25 protein-coding genes are annotated in these 25,959 nt (G+C 65.0%); 15 read left to right on the top strand and 10 right to left on the bottom strand.

What is annotated here, in order from left to right; translation table 11 throughout:
• Nucleotides 1-86 precede the first annotated feature (86 nt).
• Entirely contained in the window at nt 87-785 is a 699-nt protein-coding gene (locus ACT6UX_RS15760; protein ID WP_444776108.1) for a YkgJ family cysteine cluster protein, read from the bottom strand.
• 56 nt (nt 786-841) lie between these two features.
• On the opposite strand from ACT6UX_RS15760, the gene alaS reads away from it, so the two are divergent.
• From alaS to ACT6UX_RS15745, 3 genes are read left to right on the top strand one after another with little or no spacing between them, the layout of a single operon-like run.
• Complete coding sequence (gene alaS, locus ACT6UX_RS15755) at nt 842-3,511, top strand: alanine--tRNA ligase (protein WP_444776107.1); 2,670 nt, start codon at nt 842-844, stop codon at nt 3,509-3,511.
• Nucleotides 3,508-3,855: a hypothetical protein gene (locus ACT6UX_RS15750; protein WP_444776106.1), complete on the top strand. Its 348-nt coding sequence runs from the start codon at nt 3,508-3,510 to the stop codon at nt 3,853-3,855. Before alaS ends, ACT6UX_RS15750 begins: the two co-directional genes overlap by 4 nt.
• Before the next feature lies 1 nt (nt 3,856).
• Nucleotides 3,857-4,147, top strand: coding sequence for a hypothetical protein (locus ACT6UX_RS15745; RefSeq protein WP_444776105.1), 291 nt, complete (start codon nt 3,857-3,859; stop codon nt 4,145-4,147).
• Here the strand turns inward: ACT6UX_RS15745 and ACT6UX_RS15740 are convergent.
• Nucleotides 4,137-5,444, bottom strand: a complete 1,308-nt coding sequence (locus tag ACT6UX_RS15740; RefSeq protein ID WP_444776104.1) for a hypothetical protein — start codon at nt 5,442-5,444, stop codon at nt 4,137-4,139. The two genes, ACT6UX_RS15745 and ACT6UX_RS15740, sit on opposite strands and share 11 nt — an antisense overlap.
• A gap of 99 nt (nt 5,445-5,543) precedes the next feature.
• On the opposite strand from ACT6UX_RS15740, the gene ACT6UX_RS15735 reads away from it, so the two are divergent.
• Complete coding sequence (locus ACT6UX_RS15735; RefSeq protein ID WP_444776103.1) at nt 5,544-5,960, top strand: hypothetical protein; 417 nt, start codon at nt 5,544-5,546, stop codon at nt 5,958-5,960.
• Nucleotides 5,961-6,017: 57 nt separating this feature from the next.
• On the opposite strand, the gene ACT6UX_RS15730 is transcribed toward ACT6UX_RS15735, so the two are convergent.
• The 3 genes from ACT6UX_RS15730 to ACT6UX_RS15720 form a co-directional block, all read right to left on the bottom strand.
• Complete coding sequence (locus tag ACT6UX_RS15730; RefSeq protein ID WP_444776102.1) at nt 6,018-6,380, bottom strand: PRC-barrel domain-containing protein; 363 nt, start codon at nt 6,378-6,380, stop codon at nt 6,018-6,020.
• Nucleotides 6,381-6,471: 91 nt separating this feature from the next.
• Nucleotides 6,472-6,747: a hypothetical protein gene (locus ACT6UX_RS15725; RefSeq protein WP_444776101.1), complete on the bottom strand. Its 276-nt coding sequence runs from the start codon at nt 6,745-6,747 to the stop codon at nt 6,472-6,474.
• 161 nt (nt 6,748-6,908) lie between these two features.
• Nucleotides 6,909-7,295, bottom strand: coding sequence for a nuclear transport factor 2 family protein (locus ACT6UX_RS15720; RefSeq protein WP_444776100.1), 387 nt, complete (start codon nt 7,293-7,295; stop codon nt 6,909-6,911).
• Nucleotides 7,296-7,419: 124 nt separating this feature from the next.
• On the opposite strand from ACT6UX_RS15720, the gene ACT6UX_RS15715 reads away from it, so the two are divergent.
• Entirely contained in the window at nt 7,420-7,902 is a 483-nt protein-coding gene (locus ACT6UX_RS15715; RefSeq protein WP_444776099.1) for an Lrp/AsnC family transcriptional regulator, read from the top strand.
• A 185-nt stretch (nt 7,903-8,087) separates the two neighbouring features.
• Here the strand turns inward: ACT6UX_RS15715 and ACT6UX_RS15710 are convergent, their stop codons facing one another.
• On the bottom strand, nt 8,088-9,317 hold the full coding sequence (locus ACT6UX_RS15710; protein ID WP_444776098.1) for an LLM class flavin-dependent oxidoreductase: 1,230 nt from the start codon (nt 9,315-9,317) through the stop codon (nt 8,088-8,090).
• Nucleotides 9,318-9,432: 115 nt separating this feature from the next.
• Between ACT6UX_RS15710 and ACT6UX_RS15705 the strand changes: the two genes are divergently transcribed.
• On the top strand, nt 9,433-9,957 hold the full coding sequence (locus ACT6UX_RS15705) for a GNAT family N-acetyltransferase (protein ID WP_444776097.1): 525 nt from the start codon (nt 9,433-9,435) through the stop codon (nt 9,955-9,957).
• Nucleotides 9,958-10,195: 238 nt separating this feature from the next.
• Complete coding sequence (locus ACT6UX_RS15700; RefSeq protein ID WP_444776217.1) at nt 10,196-10,282, top strand: FitA-like ribbon-helix-helix domain-containing protein; 87 nt, start codon at nt 10,196-10,198, stop codon at nt 10,280-10,282.
• A 27-nt stretch (nt 10,283-10,309) separates the two neighbouring features.
• On the opposite strand, the gene ACT6UX_RS15695 is transcribed toward ACT6UX_RS15700, so the two are convergent.
• Nucleotides 10,310-11,422 carry a hypothetical protein gene (locus tag ACT6UX_RS15695; protein ID WP_444776096.1) on the bottom strand — a complete coding sequence of 371 codons (1,113 nt, stop codon included), beginning with the start codon at nt 11,420-11,422 and terminating at the stop codon, nt 10,310-10,312.
• Between the two features lie 107 nt (nt 11,423-11,529).
• On the opposite strand from ACT6UX_RS15695, the gene ACT6UX_RS15690 reads away from it, so the two are divergent.
• A complete protein-coding gene (locus ACT6UX_RS15690) occupies nt 11,530-12,987 on the top strand; it encodes an SEFIR domain-containing protein (protein WP_444776095.1) in 1,458 nt (485 codons plus the stop codon).
• A gap of 26 nt (nt 12,988-13,013) precedes the next feature.
• Here ACT6UX_RS15690 and ACT6UX_RS15685 read toward each other — a convergent pair whose 3' ends face one another.
• Nucleotides 13,014-16,514 carry an indolepyruvate ferredoxin oxidoreductase family protein gene (locus ACT6UX_RS15685; protein WP_444776094.1) on the bottom strand — a complete coding sequence of 1,167 codons (3,501 nt, stop codon included), beginning with the start codon at nt 16,512-16,514 and terminating at the stop codon, nt 13,014-13,016.
• A gap of 173 nt (nt 16,515-16,687) precedes the next feature.
• Between ACT6UX_RS15685 and ACT6UX_RS15680 the strand changes: the two genes are divergently transcribed.
• From ACT6UX_RS15680 to ACT6UX_RS15655, 6 genes are all read left to right on the top strand, one after another.
• On the top strand, nt 16,688-17,662 hold the full coding sequence (locus ACT6UX_RS15680; protein WP_444776093.1) for an NAD-dependent epimerase/dehydratase family protein: 975 nt from the start codon (nt 16,688-16,690) through the stop codon (nt 17,660-17,662).
• 331 nt (nt 17,663-17,993) lie between these two features.
• Entirely contained in the window at nt 17,994-18,563 is a 570-nt protein-coding gene (locus ACT6UX_RS15675) for an AAA family ATPase (RefSeq protein ID WP_444776092.1), read from the top strand.
• Between the two features lie 49 nt (nt 18,564-18,612).
• Entirely contained in the window at nt 18,613-20,382 is a 1,770-nt protein-coding gene (locus tag ACT6UX_RS15670) for a M3 family oligoendopeptidase (protein ID WP_444776091.1), read from the top strand.
• A 6-nt stretch (nt 20,383-20,388) separates the two neighbouring features.
• Nucleotides 20,389-21,753 (top strand): ABC1 kinase family protein, encoded by a 1,365-nt coding sequence (locus ACT6UX_RS15665; RefSeq protein WP_444776090.1) that lies wholly within the window; start codon nt 20,389-20,391, stop codon nt 21,751-21,753.
• The gene (locus ACT6UX_RS15660; RefSeq protein ID WP_444776089.1) at nt 21,750-22,664 is read left to right on the top strand and encodes an NAD-dependent epimerase/dehydratase family protein; all 915 of its coding nucleotides are present in this window, start codon (nt 21,750-21,752) and stop codon (nt 22,662-22,664) included. The genes ACT6UX_RS15665 and ACT6UX_RS15660 overlap by 4 nt, the downstream gene beginning before the upstream one ends.
• A 35-nt stretch (nt 22,665-22,699) precedes the next feature.
• Nucleotides 22,700-22,885 (top strand): DUF6726 family protein, encoded by a 186-nt coding sequence (locus ACT6UX_RS15655; protein ID WP_444776088.1) that lies wholly within the window; start codon nt 22,700-22,702, stop codon nt 22,883-22,885.
• Here ACT6UX_RS15655 and ACT6UX_RS15650 read toward each other — a convergent pair.
• Entirely contained in the window at nt 22,875-23,531 is a 657-nt protein-coding gene (locus ACT6UX_RS15650) for an HAD family hydrolase (protein ID WP_444776087.1), read from the bottom strand. The genes ACT6UX_RS15655 and ACT6UX_RS15650 overlap by 11 nt on opposite strands.
• Nucleotides 23,532-23,533: 2 nt before the next feature.
• Nucleotides 23,534-25,159: a thiamine pyrophosphate-dependent enzyme gene (locus tag ACT6UX_RS15645; protein WP_444776086.1), complete on the bottom strand. Its 1,626-nt coding sequence runs from the start codon at nt 25,157-25,159 to the stop codon at nt 23,534-23,536.
• Between the two features lie 45 nt (nt 25,160-25,204).
• Between ACT6UX_RS15645 and ACT6UX_RS15640 the strand changes: the two genes are divergently transcribed.
• Complete coding sequence (locus tag ACT6UX_RS15640) at nt 25,205-25,861, top strand: SanA/YdcF family protein (protein ID WP_444776085.1); 657 nt, start codon at nt 25,205-25,207, stop codon at nt 25,859-25,861.
• Nucleotides 25,862-25,959: the final 98 nt, after the last annotated feature.

Here is a 25,959-nt window from a genome sequence, read left to right as displayed (position 1 = left end):
GCGGCGCCTGCAAGCGGCTTGCTACAAGCCGCGAGGCGCGGGAGCCTGCACGGTTCAGAAAGAATCCGAGCGCTGATACAGCCTTCTCAGGCGCGCTTGCTCGACATCCCCTTCAGGAATCGCTGGATCCACTCCGGTCCAGAGCGCCGCGAACCGGCCCCGGGACGGCGCTTCGCCCAGTCCATCAGCAGCGCCAGCGGGAACCATTCCTCGCGTTCGTCCTGCAGGCCGCGCGCCGCCAAGGAGACCTTGGGCACCGGCACCGGCGTCACGCCTTCCTGCTCGGGTCCGGCGCAGAGCTCGGGGGGCGAGGTGACGAGATATTCGCGACAGACCAGCGGCCGGTCGGGATGGATCGAGCAGCTCTCCTCCTCGAGGAACGGGCAGGGGATGCCCAGCGCGAAATAGGCGGTCGACAGCTCGCGGTCAGGGCGGCCCTTGCGTTCCTTGAGGTCCGCCGCCGCCAGCGCGGCCTCGGCGGCGGCGAAGCGGGCTTCGAGCACCGCTCGTCGTTCCGTGGGCAAGGCCAGCACCGTCGACAGCAATCGTTCACCCTCCGTGCGCGAGATCGGCACGAGTTGGCGGCAGCAGGCGCCGCAGCCCTTGCGGCAGGAGATCGCCTTTCCGGCCTCGGCGGCCGCGACCACGGCGTTCACCAGCCCCTGCAGGGCCGGCACCACGTCCGCCGCGAGCACCGGCCCGCTCGGTACGGTGATCGGATGGGCGATCCGGAGGTCGCCCACGGAGAGGCGAAGAGTGGCGGTAGAATGGGCCTCGGCGGCCATTTAGCCTGGGTTCCCTGTTCTGGACTTGACGGGCTGGCGCACGCTACAAGGCCGGCATGCAAAGCGTCAGCGAAATCCGTCGTACCTTCCTAGAGTACTTCCGCAAGAACGGCCACGAAGTCGTCGAGTCGAGCCCTCTGGTGCCGCGCAACGACCCGACGCTGATGTTCACCAACGCCGGCATGGTGCAGTTCAAGAACGTCTTCACCGGGCTCGAGACGCGTTCCTATTCGCGGGCTTCGACCTCGCAGAAGTGCGTCCGCGCCGGCGGCAAGCACAACGATCTCGAAAACGTGGGCTACACGGCCCGCCATCACACCTTCTTCGAGATGCTGGGCAACTTCTCGTTCGGCGACTATTTCAAGGAGCACGCGATCGAGCTGGCCTGGAACCTTCTGACGAAGGATTACGGCCTGCCCAAGGACAAGCTGCTGGTCACGGTGTTCCACACCGACGACGAGGCGGCCGGCCACTGGAAGAAGATCGCGGGCCTGTCGGACGACAAGATCATCCGCATTCCGACCTCGGATAATTTCTGGGCGATGGGCGATACCGGCCCTTGCGGCCCGTGCTCCGAAATCTTCTACGATCACGGCGAGGGCATCCCCGGTGGTCCGCCGGGCAGCCCCGACCAGGATGGCGACCGGTTCATCGAGATCTGGAACCTGGTCTTCATGCAGTTCGAGCAGGTGACCAAGGAAGAGCGCGTCGCGCTGCCCAAGCCGTCGATCGACACCGGCATGGGCCTGGAGCGGCTGGCGGCCGTCCTGCAGCACAAGCACAACAACTACGACATCGACCTGTTCCGGGCGCTGATCGAGGCGGTCGCGCACGAGACCGGCGTCGATCCCGACGGCAAGCAGGGCGCCTCGCACAAGGTCATCGCCGACCATCTGCGCGCGACGTCGTTCCTGATCGCCGATGGCGTCCTGCCGTCGAACGAGGGCCGCGGCTACGTGCTGCGCCGTATCATGCGCCGCGCCATGCGCCATGCCCACATCCTGGGGGCGCAGGATCCGGTGGTGTTCAAGCTGGTGCCGACCCTGGTGCGCGAGATGGGCGACGCCTATCCCGAACTGTCGCGCGCCCAGCCGCTGATCACCGAGACGCTGAAGCTCGAGGAGACGCGCTTCAAGAAGACGCTGGGCACTGGCCTGAAGCTGCTCGAGGACGAGACGCGGGAGCTGACCGCCGGCGGCACGCTGAAGGGCGAGGTCGCGTTCAAGCTCTACGACACGTTCGGCTTCCCGCTGGACCTGACGCAGGATGTGCTGCGCGCGCGCGACATCAAGGTCGACACCGAGGGCTTCGAGAAGTCCATGGACGAGCAGCGTGCCAAGGCGCGGGCCGCCTGGGCGGGCTCCGGCGAGACGGCGGACCAGGCGATCTGGTTCGACGTGCGCCAGAAGGCCGGCGCCACCGAGTTTCTCGGCTACGACACCGAGCGCGCCGAAGGCCAGATCAAGGCGATCCTGCTCGACGGCAAGGAAGTCCAGTCCCTGAAGGCCGGCCAGACCGGCTGGATCGTGACCAACCAGACGCCGTTCTATGCGGAGTCGGGCGGCCAGCAGGGCGATGCCGGGCGCCTGGCGAGTGGTGCCAACGAGGCGTCAGTCGCCGACGTCCAGAAGATGGTGGGCGATCTGCATGCCCATCACACCACGGTCGAGAAGGGCGAGCTCAAGGTCGGCGACGATCTGGTCATGACCATCGACCCGATCCGCCGCGCCCAGCTGCGCGCGCATCATTCGGCCACCCATCTGCTGCATGAGGCGCTGCGCCGCCATCTCGGCAAGCACGTCACGCAGAAGGGCTCGCTGGTCGCGCCCGACCGGCTGCGTTTCGACATCAGCCACACCAAGGCCGTCTCGGCCGAGGAGCTGCGCCGCATCGAGGACGAGGTGAACGACCGCATCCGCCACAACTCGGCGGTCGAGACGCGTCTCATGACCCCGGACGAGGCGATCGCCGCGGGCGCCATGGCGCTGTTCGGCGAGAAGTACGGTGACGAGGTCCGCGTGCTCACGATGGGCGGCGATGCCGACGTCCCGGGCGGCGAGAAATACTCGGTCGAGCTGTGCGGCGGCACGCATGCGAGACGGACCGGCGATATCGGCCTGTTCAAGATCGTGGGCGAGGGCGCGGTCGCGGCCGGCGTCCGCCGCATCGAGGCGCTGGCCGGCAATGCGGCCGAAACCTTCGTCCGTCATCAGGCCGACCTGCTGGCCGAGGCCGCCGCGACCTTGAAGGTGCGGCCCGAGGATCTGCCGGCCCGTCTGGCGGCGCTGGTCGAGGGCCAGAAGAAGATCGAGCGCGAACTGTCGGATGCGCGCAAGGCGCTGGCCCTGGCCGGCGGCGGCGCGGGCGGCGGTTCCGCGGCCGACGAGGTGCGCGAGGTCGGCGGGATCAAGCTGATCGGCCGCGTGCTGAACGGCGTGCCGGGCAAGGACCTCAAGGGCATGGCCGACGAGTTCAAGAAGAAGCTGGGCTCGGGCGTCGTGGCGCTGATCGGCGTCGAGGACGGCAAGGCCTCGGCGGTGGTCGGGGTCACCGAGGATCTCGCCAAGACCCACAGCGCGGTCGAACTCGTGAAGGCGGGCGTGGCGGCACTCGGCGGCAAGGGCGGCGGCGGCCGGCCCGACATGGCGCAGGGCGGCGGTCCCGACGGGACCAAGGCGTCCGACGCGCTGAAGGCCATCGAGGCGGCACTGGCCGGAACCGCATGAAAGTCGTGATCGCCCTCGTTCTGGTGGCGGTGGCGGCAATGACGGCTTGCGCGCCTCGGGACTTCAGCAAGGAAGGCGCCGACGCCGAGCAGTTCACCAAGGACCAATCGCAGTGCCGGACCCAGGTCCGCGCGAGGACCCAGCAGGACCGCGACATCGACGACCAGCGTCGGGCGATCTTCTCGGGCGAGCGCGAGCGTTTCGGTCAGCAGGAGCTGTACTCCGACATGGCCAACCAGGGGTACAAGTACAATTACGAGCGGCTGATGGCGCGCTGCATGGAAGCCCGCGGCTGGGCGCCGAAGCAGAACGGGCCGATTCCCATGCCGAAGCTATCGTGGTGAAATGGGCGTTCTGAACGTTTTCCTGCTCTATCTCGCCTGCGGCGCGGCGAGCTTTCCCCTCACCATCATGCTGGTGCGGGGGACCATCTCGGTCGCGGCGCCGTCGCGCGCGACACCCGCCTTTCATCGGCGGCTGGACAGTGCGATGGGCTGGTCGATCACGACCTGGATCCTGGGCGTCTTCGCCTTCTACGTGATCGCCCTGATGATCGAGCGGCAGAAGCCCTGCGAGGACCAGCGGACCAACCAGCTCACCTACGCGTGCAAGAAGTTCCTAGGCGCTACCCCGTAGCCCGGCGGTAGCGCGCCGCCAGCGTCCACAGTCCGCGCGCGACGAACTCGACGATCGTGCCGAACAACACCAGGATGAAGGCGTTCACCGGCACGGCATACTTGTGGCTGGGCAGGGCGAGGATCGCCTGGGCGAGGAACAGGCCGAGGAAGGCGAGCGCGACCGCCTCGATCTGCAGACCCTGCGGAACGCCAACGCGACGCCAGAGGCCGAACCATGTTGCCGCCAGCAGGTGCACCAGGCCGATCGCCAGGACGATTCCAAATGGCGGGCCGGGCTGCATGGTCGGCACGGCAAGCAACTGCAGGGCCTTCTCCCAATAGATGCGCGCCACCTCGGCCGGGTCCTCGGCGATGCGCCCGAGATAGAGCTTCCACATCATGCGGAAATACTCGGGCGAGCAGTAGAGAATCCCGGCCCGGTTCGCCAGGTCCGCGCCATACTCGTCGTCGTAGCGGATACCCCATTTGTTCTCGACGAATCCGAGGCCGAGATAGAGGGTATGCGACAGGCCGTGAGTCTGCAGCCGTTCGGCGGGCGCCATGGCAAAGGCCGCATCGCGCGCCATCACGACCCATTTGGGAGCAAGCAGCGCGCCCGTCGCGAGAACGGCGACGAGCGCCAGGCGAGGCAGGTGGCGGGCCTGGCGTGGCCGCTGCAGGGCGATCACCGCCAGGGCGCCGAGCGTGAGCGCGAACCCCATCAGACCGATCGATTCGCGGACCAGCGTCACCACGGCGAGGGCCGCGATCCCGCCGGCGATCCAGGCGCGGTGGCTGCGGGTCACGATCGCCAGCGGCAGGATGCCGGCCAGGCTCACCATGCCGATGAAGGCCCAATGCGGCGAGGTGCCCATCCACCCCAGGAACTCGATCGGCCCCTTCACCAGCAGCACGAGCGAGGTGATCCAGGCCCGCAGCGAGAACAAGAGCGCCGCCAGGGTCACGAGGCCGATCGTGTTGAGCAGCGTGTTGAGCCGCGCGACGTCGACCAGCGTGGCAGGCTCGCCCGTCATCGCGGCCCAGGCGCTCAGCAGCAGCGCGTGGCCGGGATCGTCGGCGATCGCATGTTCGGCGATCGGGCTGAGACGGCCGTCCCCGCAGATCGCGAGCCAGACGCCGCGGGATACGGTGCACGCCGTGCTGTCGAGCCAGATGTTGGTTGCAACCCACTCGGACTGCATGATGTCGGAGAAATGGCCGTAGCGCTGCCCATCCTCGAACGTGTGTCCGAACTGGGCCAGCACCAAACCCGCCACGCAAATCGCGAAGGCGAGCCACTTCAGCGCCGGTCCCATTCGTTCTCCCGCGTCCCCCAGCGGCCGTCTTCGGTCCGCCCGCCAGCGACATCTAGACCGGGACGTGAAAGCCAAGCAATAGCGCGCTAGGATATGAGCATGTTCACTAGGCCGCTCCTGGCGGTGATTGCCCTCCTGACGCTGCTGCCCGGCTGCGAGACGCGGGCGGAACGCGAAGCTGCGTTCGACAGCCAGCTGCGCGCCATGGCCGGGGCGCCGGAGGCCGGGCTGCTGAACAGCATGGGCCGCATCCCCGACAACAGCTATCAGCTCGAGGACGGTGCCAAGATCCTGCAATGGCGATGGGACACGTCGTACATCGATCCCGGCATGGCGCCGATGTATCAGCGCTTCGGCGGCTGGGGATGGGGCTGGGGTGGCGGCCTATGGATCCCGATGGGCGGCTTTCCGCCAACCCTGGTGCGGCAGAGCTGCATCGTCGAATGGACGATGGTGTCTGGTTCGGCCCGGGGCTACCGCTGGCAGGGCGCCGGCTGCCAGAAGGTCACGCCCTAAAAAACCGGCCCACCGCCCGGTGTGGGCAATGGGCCGGCATCGCGATGCTTCGTTGCCTTACCAGTAGGTCGGAACACCGTAGTACTTGTCGACCTGACGGCCGTAGTCGGGCGTCCAGCTGAAGTCCTCGGCATCGTCGTAGGTCGGCGCGCCTTCGAGGATCTTCCTGTCGAGGGCGACCACGTAGCCGCCCTGACGCTCGTCGTACTTCAGCGTCGACCACGGCAGGGGATGGTGCTTCTCGCCGATGCCGAGGAAGCCGCCGAACGACATCACGGCATAGATGGCACGGCCGCTCACCTTGTCGATCATGATGTCCTCGACGGTGCCGAGCCTGTCGCCCTGCAGATTGTAGACGTCGGTGCCGGTGACGCGCTCGGCGGCAATCAGGTTCTTCGGCGTGAGGGTCAGGTCGGTCATTTGCTCTCTCCTGCTTGGGAAGGGGTCGCCTGATGAACGCGGGCCTTCCCGGCCAGTTGCGGAGGTCGCAAACACTTCACATTGTCGCCGCCTAGTCCGTCGTCTTGCGCAGCCTGTCGCCGACCGCGGCGATCATCGCTTCCAGCGTGAGATCCTTGACGTCGGCCGCGCGGGGCAGGGCGCGGTAACGCTGGCGGCCAAACTCCGTGAGGCGCGGTACGCCGGCGTCGATCTCGACCAGCGACAGCGATGTCAGGCGCATGAGGTCGCGCGGCGCCAGATCCTTCATCGGCGAGATGCCGAGTGCGACCCGGCGCAACGTCACTTCCTCGTTCGGACTGAGTGGAGCATCCAGGCTGCGTGACATCGTCTTCCCCTCGCACAACAACTAGAGGCCCATTCCCGTCCGCAGGGCAAGATCAACTGGCCGCATCTCCGGTGCGGTTTCTGTTCTGAAGGTTAACTAGCTGACGGAAGGGGCGAGGGTATGACGTCTCCTGTGACTTTGCTGCGACCTCGGGACTGCCCTCAGGCGCGTGCGTGGGCGTGAAAGACCTTGCTGTCGATCCGCCACCCGTCCGCGCGCCGGACCATCACGAAGAAATCCGTGTAGCGCGTCCCCCGCCAGTCGAGCGCCTCGAGCCGGGCCATCGCGGCCCCGCCCGCCGCCTCGATCGCCACGATGCGGGCTTGCAGTCCGGGTGCCGGCCCGCCCTTGGCGACGGCATCGCAGAACTCTCCCAGGCTCCAGGTGACGGGCTTGCCGCCATAGCTGCCGCTCACGCGGGCGCCCTCGGCAAAAGCCGAGCGCAACAGGGCGATGTCGCCCGTTCGTGCGCCGTCGATGTAGCGCTGCAGCGTCTCGGCAATGGCGCCGGGGACGGAAAAACTCTCGATCTCGTCGTTCTGGGTCATGTGAGCCTCCTGTTAAGGGGCGCCACATTCCACCCAAGAGCCAGGGCATGTCCTTGCTTTCATGCCCTCAACAAACCGATGTGATGGCATGATGTTGCGGCAAATGAAGACGGGGAGCCGGCACATGCCAAACGACGATCTCGACGCCATCGACCGGCGAATCCTCGCAGCGCTGCAGGCCGATGGTCGCCTGAGCAACGTCGACCTCGCCGAAAAGGTCGGCCTCTCGCCATCGCCCTGCCTGCGCCGGGTCAACAGGCTAGAGCGCGAAGGCTATGTCGAGGGCTATCGTGGGGTGCTGGGGCGCAAGCGCATCGGGCTCGGCCTCACCGTGTTCGTCGGCGTGAAGATCGAGGGCCATGCCGACGACCGCGCCACGACCTTCGAGGAAGACGCCGTCGCCTTCCCGGAAGTCGTCGCCTGTCACATGGTCGCCGGCGACGCGGACTACCTGCTCGAAGTCACGGTGCCCGACCTCGACGCCTACCAGCGCTTCCTGGTGGGCAAGCTGCTCAACCTGCCGCTGGTTCGCGAGGTCAAGAGCACCATCGCGATCCAGACCCTCAAGGCCGGCGCGGTCCTGCCGCTGGGGCACTTGGCGCCGTAGAGTCTTCCTTCGCCTCGTCTCGGCCAATCCCCAGTCCACCTCACCCTGAGGAGGTCGCGAAGCGACCGTCTCGAAGGGTGGGCAACAGGCGTGGTGCTCGTTCCCATGCTTCGAGACGCGCTCCTGTGGAGCGCTCCTCAGCGTGAGGTTGAGGGTGAGGTGGAGGGTTGAGTCTCGGCGCGTCGTTACTCTGCCGCGCGGACTCCCTGCGTCGCACTCTGCGACGTCGGCGCGATGCCCTTCATCGTGCCGCCGTAGCGATCGGTGAAGGCCGTCGTGTCGATCTCCGCCAGGTCGATCTCGCGGTTGAGGACGCGCTCCTTCCACTTCAGCAGCTCGGGGTGCGCGCCCTGGAACTCGGGCATCACTTCCTTGGCGAACAACTCGAGCGATTCGCAGATATCCTCGTGGCGGTTCTTGCCGGCCTGGTTCAGCAGCACGACCTGGTCGATGTTCGACTCCTGGAACTTCTTGAGCTTGCGCCGGATCGTGTCGGGCGAGCCGATCAGGCCGCCGCGCAGCGAGGCCGCGTGCTGCTCCGGGTTGGCCTTCTTCCACTTCTCGTACTCTTCCCACATGTTGACCGTGCCGGCGGCCGGCCGGCGCCGGTCGGCCGACTGGCCGTAGAAGCGCAGCGCGAACTGGAAGAACGTGTCGCCGTCGGCGCGGGCGCGCGCTTCCTCGTCGGTCTTGGCGCACATGAAGAAGCTGACCAGAGCGATGTTCGGGTTGGTCTTGTAGTCGGCGAGCTTCTTCTGCCGCTTCACGAAGGCGTTGTAGTAGGCGTGCACCCAGGCATGCGCGGCATCGGCCGAGACGAACTGGAAGCCCAGCGCCCCCATGCCCCATTCGCCGGCCTTGGTCAGCGTCTGCAGCTGCGAGCAGGCGACCCAGAGCGGCGGGTGCGGCTTCTGCAGCGGCTTCGGCACGACCATGCGCAACGGGATGTTCCAGACCTTGCCCGCATGCTCGCTGGGCCCGTCCTTGAACATCGGCATGATGGCGCGGACCGCTTCCTCGAAGATCTCGCGCTTGTTCTCCATGGTGACGCCGAACGGCTCGAGCTCGGTGATCGAGGCGCTCTCGCCCATGCCGAACTCGCAGCGCCCGTTCGACAGCAGGTCGAGCGTGGCCACGCGCTCCGCGACCCGCGTCGGATGGTTGGTCGTCACCTGGAAGATGCCGTGACCGAGCCGGATGTTCTTGGTCCGCTGGCTCGCCGCCGCGAGGAAGGACTCAGGGGAGGGCGAGTGGGAATATTCTTCGAGGAAGTGATGCTCGACCTGCCACGCATGGTCGTAGCCCAGCCGGTCCGCCAGCTCGACCTGGTCGAGCGCGTTCTGATAGAGCCGATGCTCGTCGCCGGGCGCCCACGGGCGGGGCAGCTGCAGCTCGTAGAAGATGCCGAATTTCATGGCGTTCCCTCCTTTTGGAGAGAGCATGACGGACAATGGACCCGCCGCAAGAGGGGCGTCCTCTTATTTCGCTCCATGAAGCGACATTGGCGCGGTCCTGAACTAGAAGCGCTGCATGACCAGCAAGCCGATCACTCTCGCCGTCGCCGAGGCCGCCGACCTTCCCGCCTTCAAGAGGGAGTTGCAGGAAGCGTTCGCCGTGGCCGTCATCGAGGAATTCGGATCGCTGCCGAACGGCCCGATCCCCTCGGACGAAGACCTCGACGCCTCGATGGCCGCACCGGGCGCCGTCACCCTGCGTATCCTCTCCGAAGGCCGCAAGGTCGGCGGCGCGGTCGTCACGATCGACGAAGCCACGCACCGCAATTCGCTGGACCTCTTCTTCATCGCGCTCGGCGGTCATGGAAGAGGTGTCGGGCACGCGGCCTGGCAGGCCATCGAGGAGCGGTATCCCGAGACCCTCGTGTGGCAGACGCACACGCCGTACTTCGAGAAGCGCAACATCCACTTCTACGTGAACAAATGTGGCTTCAGGATCGTCGAGTTCTTCAACCGGCATCACCCGGACGCGCATCGACCGGGCCCCGATGACCTGCCCGGCGACGGGGAGGGCTTCCGCTTCGAGAAGGTGATGGGTTAGGGCGGCCCGCCCGGCGCAAGGGGTTCCAACGGGTCGGGGGAGTGGGTTTTTGCACGCACCGGTGGGACAAATCGGCCCGGCAGCGGTATCAGAGTACCTGTCTCGGACGTGCGACATTCATTTCGAATGTTTCGTTTATTGCGTTTATTTCAGTTAGTCGCCGCCACACCCCTAAAATAGTCCACTGATCGCAATTTCCGTGCATGATACGTAATATCGTTCAGCCATCGTACAGCTCGTGATCCGAGACGTCCCGGAAGCCCTCATCCTGGTGCTCGAGAAACGCGCCGCCGCCAACCGCCGCAGCGCCAAGGCTGAGCACTGATCTTGGGCGGCCGCCGGCCACGCGCTTCTAGCCTACCGCGTCCTCTTGCTTGGCCTTCTTGAAGGTACGCAATCCCTTCTCAATCTCCTTCTGGTAGCCGGTGAGGTCCATCCAGTGCGCGATAGCCTCTCCTGTCTTAATGTCCCAGCCGGGCTCCGTTCTTGGCACGAAGTTAACCGTATGATGCAGCTCCAAGAACTCAGTCAGCATGATCCGGTAGAGAGGGGCGGCGAATTGAGTCAGATCGTAGTTGCTGTCCGGCAATGAGAGCCGATCATCGCCAACAGGGTTTCCGTGCAGGTAATCGTTACGAGCATCGTATAGCTGCCTGTAGATTGCTGTTCTGAGCTTCTTGTCAGGGCGCTCCAAAGGCTCTTGACGCGGTGCTCTCGACTTCTGACCGCGCAAGATTTCTAAGACGTGATTCTCCGTTACGCGCACCTTGGTTCCGGTATGTGCCAGGATTTCAAATGCGCTGACCCAGAGGGCGACCAATCGGCCTTGGTCATAATAGCTGCCCGCAGTGGAGAACGGCATACGCGCTGCATGGTAGGCCATGTTCAGTGACCTGAAGAGGGCTGTATCGCTCCATAGGGGCTTGTCAGTAGCGTAGCGGCGTTCCCACCGTTCAATCAGGGAGTCTAGCAGCGGTTGGTCGAGGTGGCTCAACTGGGAGCGCGGCACGCCAGGCGAAGACTGACCGACGAATTTGGTTATCCCGTGGACATTATGAAGCGCGGGACTCATCAGCACTATGCGCTCGTAGTTCCGGTCCAGCATCCACGGATAGAAGTCGAAACTGTCCGCAAAGAAGGGACCGCCGCCACCGCGAATCTCTTGAGCAAGGAGCTGCGCTCGCTTGTACGGGATCGTGGACATAGCCAAGAGATCTCGGAGAGACGCAACGGCTCGGCCTTGCCTGTATGTCTCGGGCGATCCCTCTTTCAGTAGAACCATGCTGGGAGGGTGTTTGATCTTGAACTCATCGCAGAACTTCGCCAGGAACCGCTTGAGCATGAGATGCTTCGCCTGAAGCACCTTCCAGCGCTCGTCGCGAGGTCCAACGATCGCGGCATGCTCGGCATCCACCTTGCAAAGAATTTCGACATTCGGCATGACGACGAGAGGTATCCAGCTCATCGGACAACTCTAGGTGGCCAGCTGCTCTCTCTCAATCCCGGTTGCGCTTCTAGCACTAACTCGCGAATACTGGTTGGGTAGCAGTGGTAGAGTAGTGCAAGCACGCTATGCAGTCAGAGGTCATTGTGTCAGCACCTAAGCTTTTTATATCGTATAGTTGGTCAACTCCAGATCACGAGGCGTGGGTTCTGAATCTGGCAACCGAGCTGCGTGAGTCAAACGTGGATGCAATCCTGGACAAGTGGGATTTGCGAGAAGGCCACGACGCCAATGTGTTCATGGAAAAGATGGTTACCGACCCTCATATCAAGAAGGTCTTGCTCATCTGCGATAAGGTCTACGCACGGAAAACCGACGGCAGAAGTGGAGGCGTTGGTACGGAAGCTCAGATAATTTCTGGCGAAATCTACAAACAGCAGGAGCAAGATAAGTTTGTGGCAGTAGTTGCTGAGCGCGACGAACACGGCGCCGCCTATCTGCCAGCTTACTACAAGTCCAGGATCTACATCGATCTGAGCGATCCAAATACATACTCAGAAAATTTTGAGAAGTTGCTCAGATGGGTGTTTGACAAGCCGCTCTATCAGAAGCCGGAATTGGGTAAAGCGCCAGGGTTTCTAAACACAAGCAACAACACTCTTGCCCTTGAAACTTCATCGCGGTTCCGCCGTGCACTGGAGGCAATAAGAAACAATAGAGACTACGCCATTCCGTCGGTTGTCGAATACTTCACCATTTTAGTAGCTGAACTTGAGAAAATCCGAATTGTGGAAGGGGGAGATCCTTTTGATGAAGCTGTTCTCAAAAGCATCGAGCAATTTGTGCCTTACCGCAACGAGGCGATTGAGATCTTTTGGAATTTGGCTTTGTACCGCGATGACGCCGAAGCACGCGTTGCCCTGCACAACTTCTTTGAGCGGCTGATTCCATATTTGGATAAGCCTCCGCATCTTATGCAATGGTCGGAACGGAGCGCAGATAACTATCAATTCATTGTACAGGAACTGTTTGTCTATGCTGTGGCTTGCCTGCTCAAGCAGGGGCGATTCGATACAGTGCGTTACTTGCTGGCAATGGAGTATTATATTGAGGGGCAATCTGAGTACGGTCGAGATTCGATGGTCCCATATGTTGTGATGAAGCAACATATAAGATCGCTGGAATTCCGGAACCGTCGACTAGAATTGCGGATGCTGTCACTTCATGCGGCTATCCTTAAGGAGCGGTGTGTGGGATTGGCTATCAGCTTTCGCGACTTCATGCAGGCTGATTTCGTGCTCTTTCTTTATTCGGAACTGCATCTGCGAGAGGGCTATCGCAGTTGGTGGCCAGATACGCTTTTGTACGTGGGCCGCTATTCTGGACCCTTTGAGATTTTCGCTCGGTCAAGCTCACTAGCATACTTCGAGAAGACGAAAGCTCTTCTCGGCTTGGCATCGATTAAACCACTGCAAGAGTTGATAGCCTCTTACGCCGAGAACCGAAGGCGACTTCCTCGGTGGGAATTCGAGACTGTTAACGTCTCCGCCTTACTGGGTGTCGAGAAGATCGGCACTAAGCCTTAGATTCTCACAGATAACCACAGTAACCACTACTCCGCCGCCGCCTTCATCGCCTCCGGGTTGCGCCACTGGTGGAGCAGGTCGGCCTCCTTCTTCTTGGCCTTCGCCAGGTGCGCGTCCTTCACGTGGCCGTAGCCGCGGATATCGTCGGGGATGCTCGCGAGCTTGATCGCCAGGGCGTGGTTCTGGGCTGACAGGCCGCCCAGCAGTTCGGCGACCAGCGCCTCGTAGTCGGCGATCAGCTTGCGCTCGGTCTTGCGTTCCTCGGTGTAGCCGAACAGGTCGAACCGGGTGCCGCGCAGGCCCTTGAGCTTCGCCAGCATCCGGAAGGCGGGCAGCATCCAGGCGCCGAATTCCTGCTTGATGAGCTGGCCGGTCTGCGGGTCGCGGCTGGAGAAGAGCGGCGGGGCGAGGTGGAACTTGAGCTTGTAGTCGCCGTCGAACTGCCGGCTGAGGCCGGCCTGGAAGGCGGCCTCGCTGTAGAGCCGCGCGACCTCGTACTCGTCCTTGTAGGCGAGCAGCTTGGCGTAATAGAGCGCGACGGCTTCCGCGAGACCGGTCTGGCCGATCTTCTGTTCAGTGGCGCGGACCTTGTCGACCAGCGCCTTGTAGCGCTGGGCAAGGGCTGCGTTCTGGAAGCCGGTCAGGTGCTTCGTGCGCGAGGCCACGATCTCGTCGAGGGTCTTCGGCTGGCTGCGCGTGAAGGCTAGGACGTTGGCCTTGGTCGCCTTGGGCGCGACCATCTTCTCGACGGCGGCGCGGTCGTGGGCGGCGCGGCGGCCCCAGCGGAAAGCGGCGAGGTTCATCGGCACCGCGGCGCCGTTCAGCTCGATGGCCCGCTCGATCGATTCGTGGGAGAGGGGGATGAAGCCCTTCTGGTAGGCGTAGCCCAGCACGAACATGTTGGTGGCGATCGAATCGCCCATCAGCGATGTGGCGATGCCGGTGGCGTCGAGGAACTCGACCCCGTCGGCGCCGGCCGCGGCTTCGACCGAGAGCTTCAGCGTGTTGGCCGGGAAGGCGAGGTCGGGATGGCGGGTGAATTCGCCGGTGATGGTCTCGTGCGTGTTGACGACGGCATGCGAGACGCCGGGCTCGAGGCTGGCCAGCGCGTTGGGGCTGGCGCTGACGACCAGGTCGCAGCCCAGCAGCACGTTGGCGCCGCCGGCGGCTAGGCGCACGGCGTGCAGCGCCTCGGGGCTGGCGCCGATGCGGACATGGCTGATCACCGCGCCGCCCTTCTGCGCCATGCCGAGCTGGTCGAGCACGGTCGCCCCCTTGCCCTCGATATGGGCGGCCATGCCCATGATGGCGCCGATGGTGACGACGCCGGTGCCGCCGATGCCGGTGATGAGGACGCCATAGGGCTTGTCCTCGATCGACGGCAGGGTCGGCGCGGCCGGCATCTCCGGCTCGGGTGGCGCGACGCCGTCGGTCTTCTTAGCGGTCACCGCCTTGCCCTTCTTCAACGTACCGCCCTCGACGCTCACGAAGGAGGGGCAGAAGCCGTTCTGGCAGGAGAAGTCCTTGTTGCAGGACGACTGGTCGATGGCGCGCTTGCGGCCAAATTCGGTCTCGACCGGCACGACCGAGAGGCAGTTCGACTTCACCGAACAGTCGCCGCAGCCCTCGCACACCGCCTCGTTGATGAAGAGGCGCTTGTTGGGATCGGGGAAGGTGCCGCGCTTGCGGCGGCGGCGCTTCTCGGCGGCGCAGGTCTGGTCGTAGATCAGGACCGACACGCCCTTGTAGTCGCGCAGTTCGCGCTGGACCTCATCGAGCTGGTCGCGGTGATGGAAGCTGACATGCGGCGCCCATTCGGTGCCGAGCGGATACTTGTCGGGCTCGTCGCTCACCAGCGCGATGCGCCGCACGCCCTCGGCATGGACCTGCTGGCTGATCGTCCAGGGATGGACGTTACCGTCATGCGGCTGGCCGCCGGTCATGGCGACGGCGTCGTTGTAGAGGATCTTGTAGGTGATGGTGGTGTTGGTCGCGACCGCGTGACGGATCGCGAGATAGCCGGAATGGAAATAGGTGCCGTCGCCCAGGTTCTGGAAGACGTGCGGCATGTCGGTGAAGTGGCTGGCGCCGACCCACGGCGCGCCCTCGGCCCCCATGTGGGTGAAGGTCTTGGTGTTGCGCTCCATGCCGATGGCCAGCGTATGGCAGCCGATGCCGGCCATCGCCATCGAGCCGTCGGGCACCTTGGTCGAGCTGTTGTGCGGGCAGCCGGAGCAGAAATAGGGGACGCGGGCGAGGCCGGCCTCGTTGCGCACCTGGCGGCCGGCGCGGCGCTTCAGCGCCTCGAAGCGCTCCTTCGTGCGGCTGCTGAACGAGTCGAGGCCGAAGCGGGCGACGATGGCCGAGGCGATCTCGAACGGCGTCAGCTCGCCGTCGGTCTTGAGCAGCATCTGGCCGCGCTCGTCGATCTTGCCGACCACGACGGGGCGGCGGTCGGCCGGGGCGTTGAACAGCGCTTCCTTGAGCTGCTGCTCGATCAGGTTGCGCTTCTCCTCGATGACCAGGATCTCGCGCTTGCCGGCGGCGAAGGCGATGGCACCCTCGGTCTCCAGCGGCCACACCATGCCGACCTTGTAGATGGCGAGGCCGAGGCGCTCGGCCTCCGCGTCGGCGATGCCCAGCTCGTCCAGCGCCTGGCGCACGTCGAGATAGGATTTGCCGACCGTGACGATGCCGAAGCGGGCGTCGGGGCGGCCCAGCATCAGCCGGTCGAGCTTGTTGGCCCGCCAGTAGGCCAGCGCCGCGGGCTGCTTCACCGTGACGACGCGGCGTTCCTGGCCCAGCCAGTCGTCGGGCCAGCGGATGTGGACGCCGTCGGGCGGCAGGACGAAGTCGGTGGGGGTGTGGATCTCGACCCGGTGCGGGTCGATGTAGACCGAGGCCGAGCTGTCGACGGTCTCGCTGAGCACCTTGAAGGCGACCCACAGGCCCGAATAGCGCGACATCGCGAAGGCATGGAGGCCCCAGTCGAGATATTCCTGGACGCCGGCGGGGTGGATGACCGGCATGCCGGCCGACATGAATGCCGGCTCGCTCTGATGGGCGACGGTCGAGGATTTCGCCATGTGATCGTCGCCCGCGAGGGCCACGACGCCGCCGTGCTTGGAGGTGCCGGCATAGTTGGCGTGCTTGAAGACGTCGCCCGAGCGGTCGACGCCAGGGCCCTTGCCGTACCACATGCCGAACACGCCGTCGTAGCGCGCGCCGGGATAGAGATGGATCTGCTGGGTGCCCCACAGGGCCGTCGCGGCCAGGTCCTCATTGGTCCCCGGCTGGAACTCGATATGGCTCTTCTTGATGAATTTCTTGGCCTGCCACAGCGCCTGGTCGAAGCCGCCCAAAGGCGAGCCGCGATAGCCGGAAATGTAGCCGCCGGTGTTGAGGCCGGCCGCCAGGTCGCGCTGGCGCTGCATCATGGGGAGGCGCACCAGCGCCTGCGTCCCGGTCAGATACACGCGTCCGCGTTCGAGAACGTACTTGTCGTCTAGGGTTACCGCGAGGGGCATGGCAACCTCCCTGACATTTCAATATGGGGACGGTAGCGACGTTTGCACGCGGCAGGCAATGCGGAAGGCGGTCCCGTCGGAAAAACGACGGTTTACGTCAGGCCGGGCCGCCGGCACCCCGTTGGTGTTTCACAGTGTCACCCTGATGTGAAATGTTGTAAGCGTCCGCCGCCATGACTTCAGTCCTTGTTACAGGCGTTGCCGGGTTCGTCGGCTCTCACGTTGCCCGGGCCCTGCTCGCGCGCGGCGATAGGGTCGTCGGAATCGACAATTTCAGCGATTATTACGATCCGGTGCTGAAGTTCGCCCGGCTGAAGCCGCTGCGCGAGATGGCCGGCTTCACCTTCGTCGAGGGCGACATATCGGACCGTGAGGCGATGATGGGGCTGGCCGGCCGCCACGACGATCTCGACCGGATCGTCCATCTGGCAGCCCAGCCGGGCATCCGCCATTCGAAGATCGACCCCTACATCTACGTCCAGACCAACGTGATGGGGCATCTCGTGATGCTGGAGCTGGCGCGCCGGTTGGGATCGCAGCTCAGGCACCTGGTCTATGCCTCGTCGTCGTCGGTCTATGGCGGCAACAACAAGATCCCCTTCGCCGTCGGGGACCGGGTCGACCAACCGGTGTCGCTGTACGCCGCCACCAAGCGGTCCGGCGAACTGATGACCGAGACCTACGTGCACCAGTACGGGCTCAAGGCGACGGGCCTGCGCTATTTCACGGTCTACGGGCCGTGGGGGCGGCCCGACATGTCGCCCTATATCTTCGCCCGCGCGATCCACGAAGGCCGCACGATTCCGCTCTATCATCACGGCAAGCTGAAGCGCGACTTCACCTACATCGACGACATCGCGGCCGGCACGCTGGCGGCGCTCGACCGGCCGCCGGCGACGGCCGGGCACCGGCTCTATAATCTCGGCGGTTCGCGCAGCGAGGAAATCCTCGACGTCATCGCCCTGTTCGAGAAGGCGCTGGGCCGCAAGGCCGTCATCGAACTGAAGCCCGGCGAGCCGGGCGACATGCCGGAAACCGCCGCCGACATCGACGCCACGACCCGCGACTTCGGCTGGACCCCCAAGGTGACGATCGACCGGGGCATCCCGCTCTTCGTCGACTGGTTCAAGGAATACAACCGGCTTTAGATTAGCCCTCATCCTGAGAGGCTGGCCGGAAATGAATTGAATAGGTTCAAACACTTACCTCATCCTGAGGAGCGCCGCGAAGCGGTGCGTCTCGAAGGATGGGCAACAGGCAAGGTGCGCGTTCCCACCCTTCGAGACACATCGCGGAGTTTACCCCGAGGTAATCGAGGGGCGATGTTCCTCAGGGTGAGGTTATTGGGGCTATTCATAGCTTCTTGTTTTAGCGGCATTCATTTCCGGCCAGACTCTGAGGAGCGCCGCCCCTCGATTACCTCGGGGTAAACTCCGCAGCGCGTCTCGAAGGATGGGCCAAGGTCGATCTGCTGGAACCATGGACAACGAAAACGGAGCAGGTCTGAGGAAGGGCAGATTCATCCTCACCGGCGCGCCGGGGGCGGGGAAGACGGCGGTGGTGCGGCAGCTCGAGATCGACGGTTTCGCCGTGGTCGAGGAAGCGGCGACCGACGTCATCGCACTCGAACAGGCCAAGAGCGTTGGCGAACCCTGGACCGATCCGGGATTCATCGACCGGATCGTGGCGCTGCAGCGGCAGAGGAGACTGGCCGCGTCGGGAGACGTCCAGTTCCACGACCGGTCCGCCCTCTGCACCGAAGCGCTGGCGACGTTCCTCGGGCATCCGCCTTCGGATTTGCTTCTTGAGGAGATCGCGGCGCTGAAGCGCTCGGGCTTCTACGACCGCCGCGTCTTCTTCGTTCGGCTGATGGGGTTCATTGAGGCCACGGCGGCGCGGCGGATCGGGCTGGAGGACGCAAGGCGTTTCGAGGAAGTCCATGAGCGCACCTATCGTGCGCACGGTTTCGAGCTGGTCCCCGTCGAACCGGGAAGCGTGGTAGATCGGGTGGCTGCGATCCGCCGCCGTCTCGAGGCCCCATCCCTCTAGCCACGTCGCGGGTCGCGCCCCATATCGGGGTGGACGCAAGGAGTGCCGAATGAACGTTGTGCTGGGCGATCTTCCCACCTGGAACCTGTCCGACCTCTATTCCAGCCCGGGCGGGGCGGATCTCGGCGCCGACCTGAAGCGCGCCGCGGCGGAAGCCGGATCGTTCGAGAAGGACTACCAGGGCAGGATCGTCGGCCTCGACGGCAAGGCGCTGGGCGACGCGATCGTCCGCCTCGAGGCGATGAGCGACCTGCTGGGCCGCATCGGCTCCTATGCCCAGCTCTATTCCGCCCAGGACCTGTCCGATCCGGAGCGCAACCGCTTTTCACAGGACATTTCCGAGAAGCTGAACGATATCGGCTCGAAGCTCCTGTTCTTCCGGCTGGAGATCAACAAGATCGAGGATGCCGATCTCGCCGAGAAACTGAAGGCGCCGGAACTCGCCAAGTACGGTCCGTGGCTGCGCGACGCGCGCCTGTTCCGGCCGCACCAGTTGTCCGACGAGCTGGAGAAGTTCCAGCACGACCAGTCGGTGGTCGGCGGCAGCGCCTGGTCGCGCCTGTTCGACGAGACGATCGCGCGGCTGCGCTATCCGTTCGGCAACGAGATGCTGAGCGAGCCGCAGATCCTCGACAAGCTCTCGAACAAGGACGCCGCGGTACGCAAGGAGGCCGCCAAGTCGTTCGGCAAGGTCCAGGGCGATAACATCGCGGTCTTTTCGCTGATCACCAATACGCTGATCAAGGACAAGGAGATCGACGACCGGTGGCGCAAGTACGCACGCCCGCAATCGTTCCGCAACCTTGCCAACGTGGTCGAGGATGAGGTCGTCGATGCGCTCGCGGCCTCGGTGAAGGCAGCCTATCCGAAGCTCTCGCACCGCTACTACAAGCTGAAGGCCAAGTGGTTCGGCGTCGAGACGATGCCCTACTGGGATCGCAACGCGCCGCTGCCCGAGCATGACGACCGCACGATCCCGTGGCCCGAGGCCGAGAAGATCGTGCTCGACGCCTACAACGCCTTCTCGCCGGAGCTGGCCGATGTCGGCCGGAAGTTCTTCGGCACCGGCTGGATCGACGCGCCGGCGCGGCCCGGCAAGTCGCCGGGCGCCTTCGCCCATCCGACCGTGCCCTCGGCGCATCCCTACCTGCTGCTGAACTACCAGGGAAAGGTCCGCGACGTGATGACCCTGGCGCACGAGCTAGGCCATGGCGTGCACCAGGTGCTGGCGGCCAAGCAGGGCCCGCTGATGGCCGACACGCCGCTGACGCTCGCCGAGACCGCGTCGGTATTCGGCGAGATGCTGACCTTCCAGTCGCTGCTCAGGACCGCGCCCGACAAGGCGACGCGCAAGGCGATGCTGGCCGGCAAGGTCGAGGACATGCTGAACACGGTGGTGCGCCAGATCGCGTTCTATGATTTCGAATCGCGTATCCACATGGCGCGGCGCGAGGGCGAGCTAACGCCCGACGCGATCGGCGAGATCTGGATGGCGGTCCAGAAGGAGAGCCTCGGCCCGGCCTTCACCTTCGACGACGAGTACAAGCACTACTGGTCGTATATCGGCCACTTCATCCACTCGCCGTTCTACGTCTACGCCTACGCGTTCGGTGACTGCCTGGTGAACTCGCTCTATGCCGCTTACCAGGCCAGGCCCGACGGCTTCCAGGAGAAGTATCTCGACATGCTGCGCTCGGGCGGCGTGAAGCGGCACAAGGAATTGCTGGCGCCGTTCGGCCTCGACGCCTCCGACCCCGCCTTCTGGGACAAGGGCCTTGACGTCATCTCGGGCTTCATCGACGAGCTGGAGAAGCTGTAGGCCGCGATGGCAGATGAAGGTGACTCCCTCGGCGGGCGGCTCGGGCGCTATGCACGGGTCGGCACGTCGGTCGGCGGGCTGGCGGTCAAGCTGGCGGGGCAGCGCTATCTTGGCCTCAGTCTCGACCGCGACAAGCACGCCGGCGAGCTGAAGGCAGCGCTGGGCGGGCTGAAGGGCCCGCTGATGAAGGCGGCGCAGTTGCTCGCCACCATCCCGGACGCACTGCCGCCGGAATATGCCCGCGAGCTGGCGCAGCTACAGGCCAATGCGCCGGCCATGGGCTGGGCTTTCGTGCGCCGCCGTATGGCCTCGGAACTCGGGCCTGACTGGCAGGCCAGGTTTGCGCGCTTCGACAAGGAGGCGTCGTTCGCCGCCTCGCTGGGCCAGGTCCATCGCGCGACGCTGCTCGCGGATCATCCAATGGGTGGTCGCGAGGTCGCGGCCAAGCTGCAGTATCCCGACATGTCCTCGGCGCTGGAGGCCGACCTCAATCAGCTCAAGCTCGTGTTCGCGATCGGCCAGCGCGTCGATCCGGCGATCCGCACCGACGAGATCCATGCCGAGATCACCAACCGGCTGCGCGAGGAGCTCGACTATCGCCGCGAGGCGAAGCACGCGGCGCTCTACCGCCACATGCTGCGCGACGAGAGCCAGGTCCATGTGCCCGGTGTCGTGGCCTCGCATTCGACCGAACGGCTGCTCACGATGGACTGGCTGCAGGGCGCGCCGCTGCTCGAGTGGAAGACCCGCTCGCAGGAAGAGCGCGACGCGCTGGCCATCGCGATGTTCCGCGCCTGGTACGTGCCGTTCTATTTCTACGGCGCCATCCACGGCGATCCGCATCTCGGCAATTATTCGGTGCGGCCCGACGGTTCGGTGAACCTGATGGACTTCGGCTGCATCCGCATCTTCCCGCCACGCTTCGTGCGCGGCTCGATCGAGCTCTATCGCGCGCTGATGACCGACGACGAGGCGCGCGCCGTCGCGGCCTACGAGGATTGGGGGTTCACCGGCCTCAGTAAGGAGATGATCGCCATCCTCAACCGCTGGGCTGCCTTCCTCTACGGGCCGCTGATGGACGACCGCCCGCGGCGCCTCACCGAGGGAATGGCCGAGGGCTATGGCCGCGACATGGCGCAGAACGTGTTCGGCGAGCTGCGCAAGATGGGCGGGGTACGGCCGCCGCGCGAGTTCGTGTTCATGGACCGCGCCGCGATCGGCCTCGGCTCGGTGTTCATCCATCTCCGCGCCTCGATCAACTGGCACCAGCTGTTCGAGGGCCTGATCGAGGGCTTCGATGTCGACGCGCTGACAGAGCGCCAGGCGCTCGCGCTGAAAGAGGCCGGGCTCGAGGACGCGGGCCAGCCGTGAACATCCTGGTGACCGGTTCCTCGGGCTGGCTCGGCCAGACCCTGGTGCCGAGACTCGCGCGCGACGGACACAGGGTCGTGGGCCTCGATCCCGATCCGTCCGCCACCACGAGCGTCGTGGGCTCGGTCGTCGATCGCGCGCTGGTGCGTCGTGTCATCCGCGACGAGGGCATCACCGCCATCGTGCATGCCGCCGCGCGCCACAAGCCGCATATCGAGACTCACGACAATTCCGAGTTCGTCGCCGTCAACGTGCAGGGCACCTTGAACCTGCTGGAGGAGGCGGTGGCGCCGGGCTCGCCGGTCGACCGCTTCGTCTTCACCTCGACGACCTCGCTCATGATCTCGCAGGAGATCCGCGACGGGAAGGCGGGCGGGGCGAAGGAGGCAGTGTGGATCGACGAGACCATGGCGCCGCTCAAGCCGCGCAACATCTACGGCGTCACCAAGCTCGCGGCGGAAGAACTGTGCCGCCTGTTCAATCACCTGCACAAGCTACCGGTCCTTGTGCTGCGAACCTCGCGCTTCTTTCCTGAGGAAGACGACATGGCGCACGCGATCAAGCAGTCGGGTGAGAACACCAAGGCCAACGAATTCCTGTTCCGCCGCCTCAGCGTCGAGGATGCGGCCGAGGCGCATGTCGTGGCGCTGGCCAACGCGCAGGAGATCGGCTTCGACACCTTCATCGTCTCGGTACCGACACCGTTCACGCGCGACGATTGCCACGACTTGATCACCGATGCGCCCTCGGTGGTCGCTCGTCTGTTCCCCGAGTACCACACGCTCTATGAACGGCGCGGCTGGACGATGTTTGATACGATCGACCGCGTCTACGACGCCGGCAAGGCGGAGCGTGTTTTGGGTTTCAGGTGCCGGACGGACTTTGGCGCGATCCTCGAGGGGTTGCGCTAGCGGCAACTAAATTTGCGTCCCGGCGTTTGATCGGCATGCGTACTTCATTTCCAAGACGCCTCGTCCCGGTCGCTGTCCTGATTGCGGTGGCGATGGGGCTGACCGGCTGCGGTGTGGTGGCCTTTCCCGTCCGCGTGACCAGCGCGACGGCCAAGATCGTCCCGGTGGCGGGCGACGTCGTCGCCTATCCCCTCGACAAAACCGCGGACGCTATCGACTGACCAGGCGGCGAACGGCGTGGAGATCGGGCACGACCAGCGCACACAGTTCGCGGATTTCCTCGGTCGCCTCCAGAAGGTCGGGCACCATGATCGTCATCATGCCGGCGGCGGCGGCCGACCTGACGCCGTTGTGTGAATCCTCCAGCGCAACACAGGAATAGGCATCGATGCCCAGCAATCCGGCCGCCTTCAGATAGGGGTCTGGGGCGGGCTTGCCGTTTGCGTAGTCACCGTGCGCCACGACGTGATGAAAGCGCCCGGTGAGATTGTGCGCACTCAAATGATGCTGAACGGTGTGATGGGCCGAAGAGGTCGCAATGGCGCGAGGAAGGGCGAGCTGATCCAGGGCATCCAACAGTTCGAGGACGCCCGGCTTCAACGACAGTCGGGTATCCACGATCAAGTTGAAGTGCCGATTCCAGGCCGCCCTGAAGTCGTCGACAGCGAAGGCAGGCCCGTAGTGTTCCACGAGGAACTCGCGCGACCGCAGCCAGGGGCGGCCGATCATGGCGCGGAAGATGTCCGGAGTCATGGGCTGCCCGACTTCATCCGCGGCCGCCATGATCGCTTCCTGGTAGAGTTGCTCGGTGTCGAAGATGAGGCCATCCATGTCGAACACAACGGCCTGCGGGCGGCGGGGGAGCATCATCATCCTCGTACTTTCGGCATCATGATGAGATCCCACGGGCTGGGGACGTCGCCATGCGGGACCCAGACCAGGGCGGGCGCATCTAGGGCAAACGCCTTGTGCAGTGCGTCTTCCAGCTGCTTTGCGTCGAGTGCCTTGAAGGAGGCGATGCCGAAGGAATCGGCCAGCTTGCCGAAATCCGGATTCTGAAGGTCCGAGGCGATCAGCCGGTTGCCGTAGCGCTCCTGCTGGATGCGCTTCACGTTGCCGAAGGCGCCATTGTCGAACACCACGACGACGACTGCGAGATTGTGCCGAACGGCGGTCGCCAGCTCTCCCACCTGGTACATGAAGCCGCCGTCGCCGGCGATCGCCAGCACCTTGCGGTCGGGCATCGCGGCCTTGGCGCCCAAGGCGGTGCCGAACCCCCAGCCGAGATTGTCCTGGTAGCCAGGCGACAGGAACGTGCGCGGCTTCTCGATGGGCAGCGCGACGCGCGAGGCGAAGCCCATCTGCGAGACCTCGTCGACGAAGATGCCGTCCTCGGGCAGCGCGTTGCGGATCGCCTTCAGGAAGGAGAGCTGCGGTTCGAGCGTCGACAGGCGCTGGGCGAACCACGCGCGATGGCCGTTCAGCTCCTCGGCGCGGGAAGCCCGCTTGCGGTTGTGGCGGGCGAGCGCCGCGATCAGCGCCCGAAGCTGCGGAGCAGCGTCGCCGACCAGCGCGGCATCGGGCTTGTGGAAACGCTCGGGCTCGTCGGGATCGATGTCGACCCGCACCACCTTGAGCTTGTCGTCGATGCCCCAATTGCCGTTCTGGATGAAGAAGCGCGTGCCGACCGCCAGCACGGCGTCGGCGTCCTTCCACAGGCGATGGCCGATCGGCATGTCGACGGCCAGCCGGTGCGAGGAGGGGACGATGCCGCGACCGCGGCGGTAGGAGCTGACCGGCGCTTCGAGCAGCTCGGCCAGCGTGATGATCTCGGCCGTGGCATCCATGGCGCCGCCGCCCAGCACGATGATCGGGCGCTCGGCCTGGCCGAGGATCTTTGCCGCCGTCTCGACCGCCTCGTCGTCGATCGACTCCGGCGGCAGGGGCAGCGGCCCCTCGGGGATCACCACCTCGCTGCGCTTCGCCCATGTATCGAGCGCGCATTCCAGCGCGACGGGGCGCGGGCGGCCCGACGTGGCGTGCCAGATCGCCTGGCTCACCAGGATCGGCGCTTCCTGCGGGCTGCGGATGCGCTCGGCCCACTTCGTGATGTGGCGCATGAGGCCCAGCTGATCGTGGATCTCATGCAGGTGGCCATGGCCCTTGTCGATGTCGGCCTGCGGGATCTGGCCGATCAGGCCGATCACCGGCGCATTCATGCCGTAGGCGGTGAGCAGTGCCGCGCCGGCATTGAGCAGGCCCGGACCGGGCACGACGCCGAAGGCCTGCGGTTTGCCGGTGGCCAGCGCCGCGCCCAGCGCCATGTAGGCCGCCGTCTGCTCGTGGCGCGGATGGATCACCCGCAGCCGGTCCGAAGCATGATAGAAGGCGTCGAACAGTGGATCCTGATGCAGGCCGGGCAGGGCATAGACCGTGTCGAGACCGTGCAGCAGGAGGGTTTCGACCGTGGCTTCGGCGGTGCTGAGGCGGGGCATGCTGGGCTCTCTACGGATGGCGGGGAGTGTGATCAAGGCGATGACATGCGGTTGATGTTGTACGCGGTGCTCGCACTCGGCGCGATGGCCGTCCTGATGTCCCTGCTGTCATGGCTGGCCGAGCGCCGCCTCGAAACGCTGGCCGCGGCGTACATCACCGACGATCCGGCGAGGCTCCCCGACGTGCCGGTGGCGCTCGTGCTGGGGGCCGCGCCGATCGGCCCCGAGGGCGGGCCCAATCGCTACTTCGTCTACCGGCTCGATGCGGCGGCCGCGCTCTACAAGGCCGGCAAGGTGAAGTACCTGCTGGTCAGCGGCGACAACAGCCGCCCCGACTATGACGAGCCGACGGCGATGCGCGAAGGGCTGATCAAACGCGGTGTGCCGCCCGAGGCGATCTACCGTGATTTCGCGGGGCTTCGCACACTGGACTCGGTCCTGCGGGCGGAATCGGTCTTCGGCCAGACGCGCATGATCATCGTGTCCCAGCGCTTCCACCTCTCGCGCGCGATCTTCCTGGCACGCGAGCAGGGGATCGAGGCCTGGGGCTTCGAGGCGCAGGACGTGAAACGCGCCTACAGTCTCATGACCGAACTGCGACGCTATCCGTCGGCCCTGCGCGCCTATTTCGACGTCTGGTTCGACACGCCGCCGAAGTACACGGGCGCACGTATCGTCATAGGCAAGGACCCGCCGAACTAGCGTCTCTCCGCTTCAACTCGCCACGCACCACCTCATCCTGAGGAGCGGCCGCAGGCCGCGTCTCGAAGGATCGGCAACAGGCTCGGTGCGCGTGCCCA

The sequence above is a fragment of the Reyranella sp. genome (assembly GCF_052439685.1).
In the GTDB taxonomy this organism is placed as follows: Bacteria; Pseudomonadota; Alphaproteobacteria; order Reyranellales; family Reyranellaceae; genus Reyranella.
This window is presented reverse-complemented; position numbering and strand designations above follow the sequence as displayed.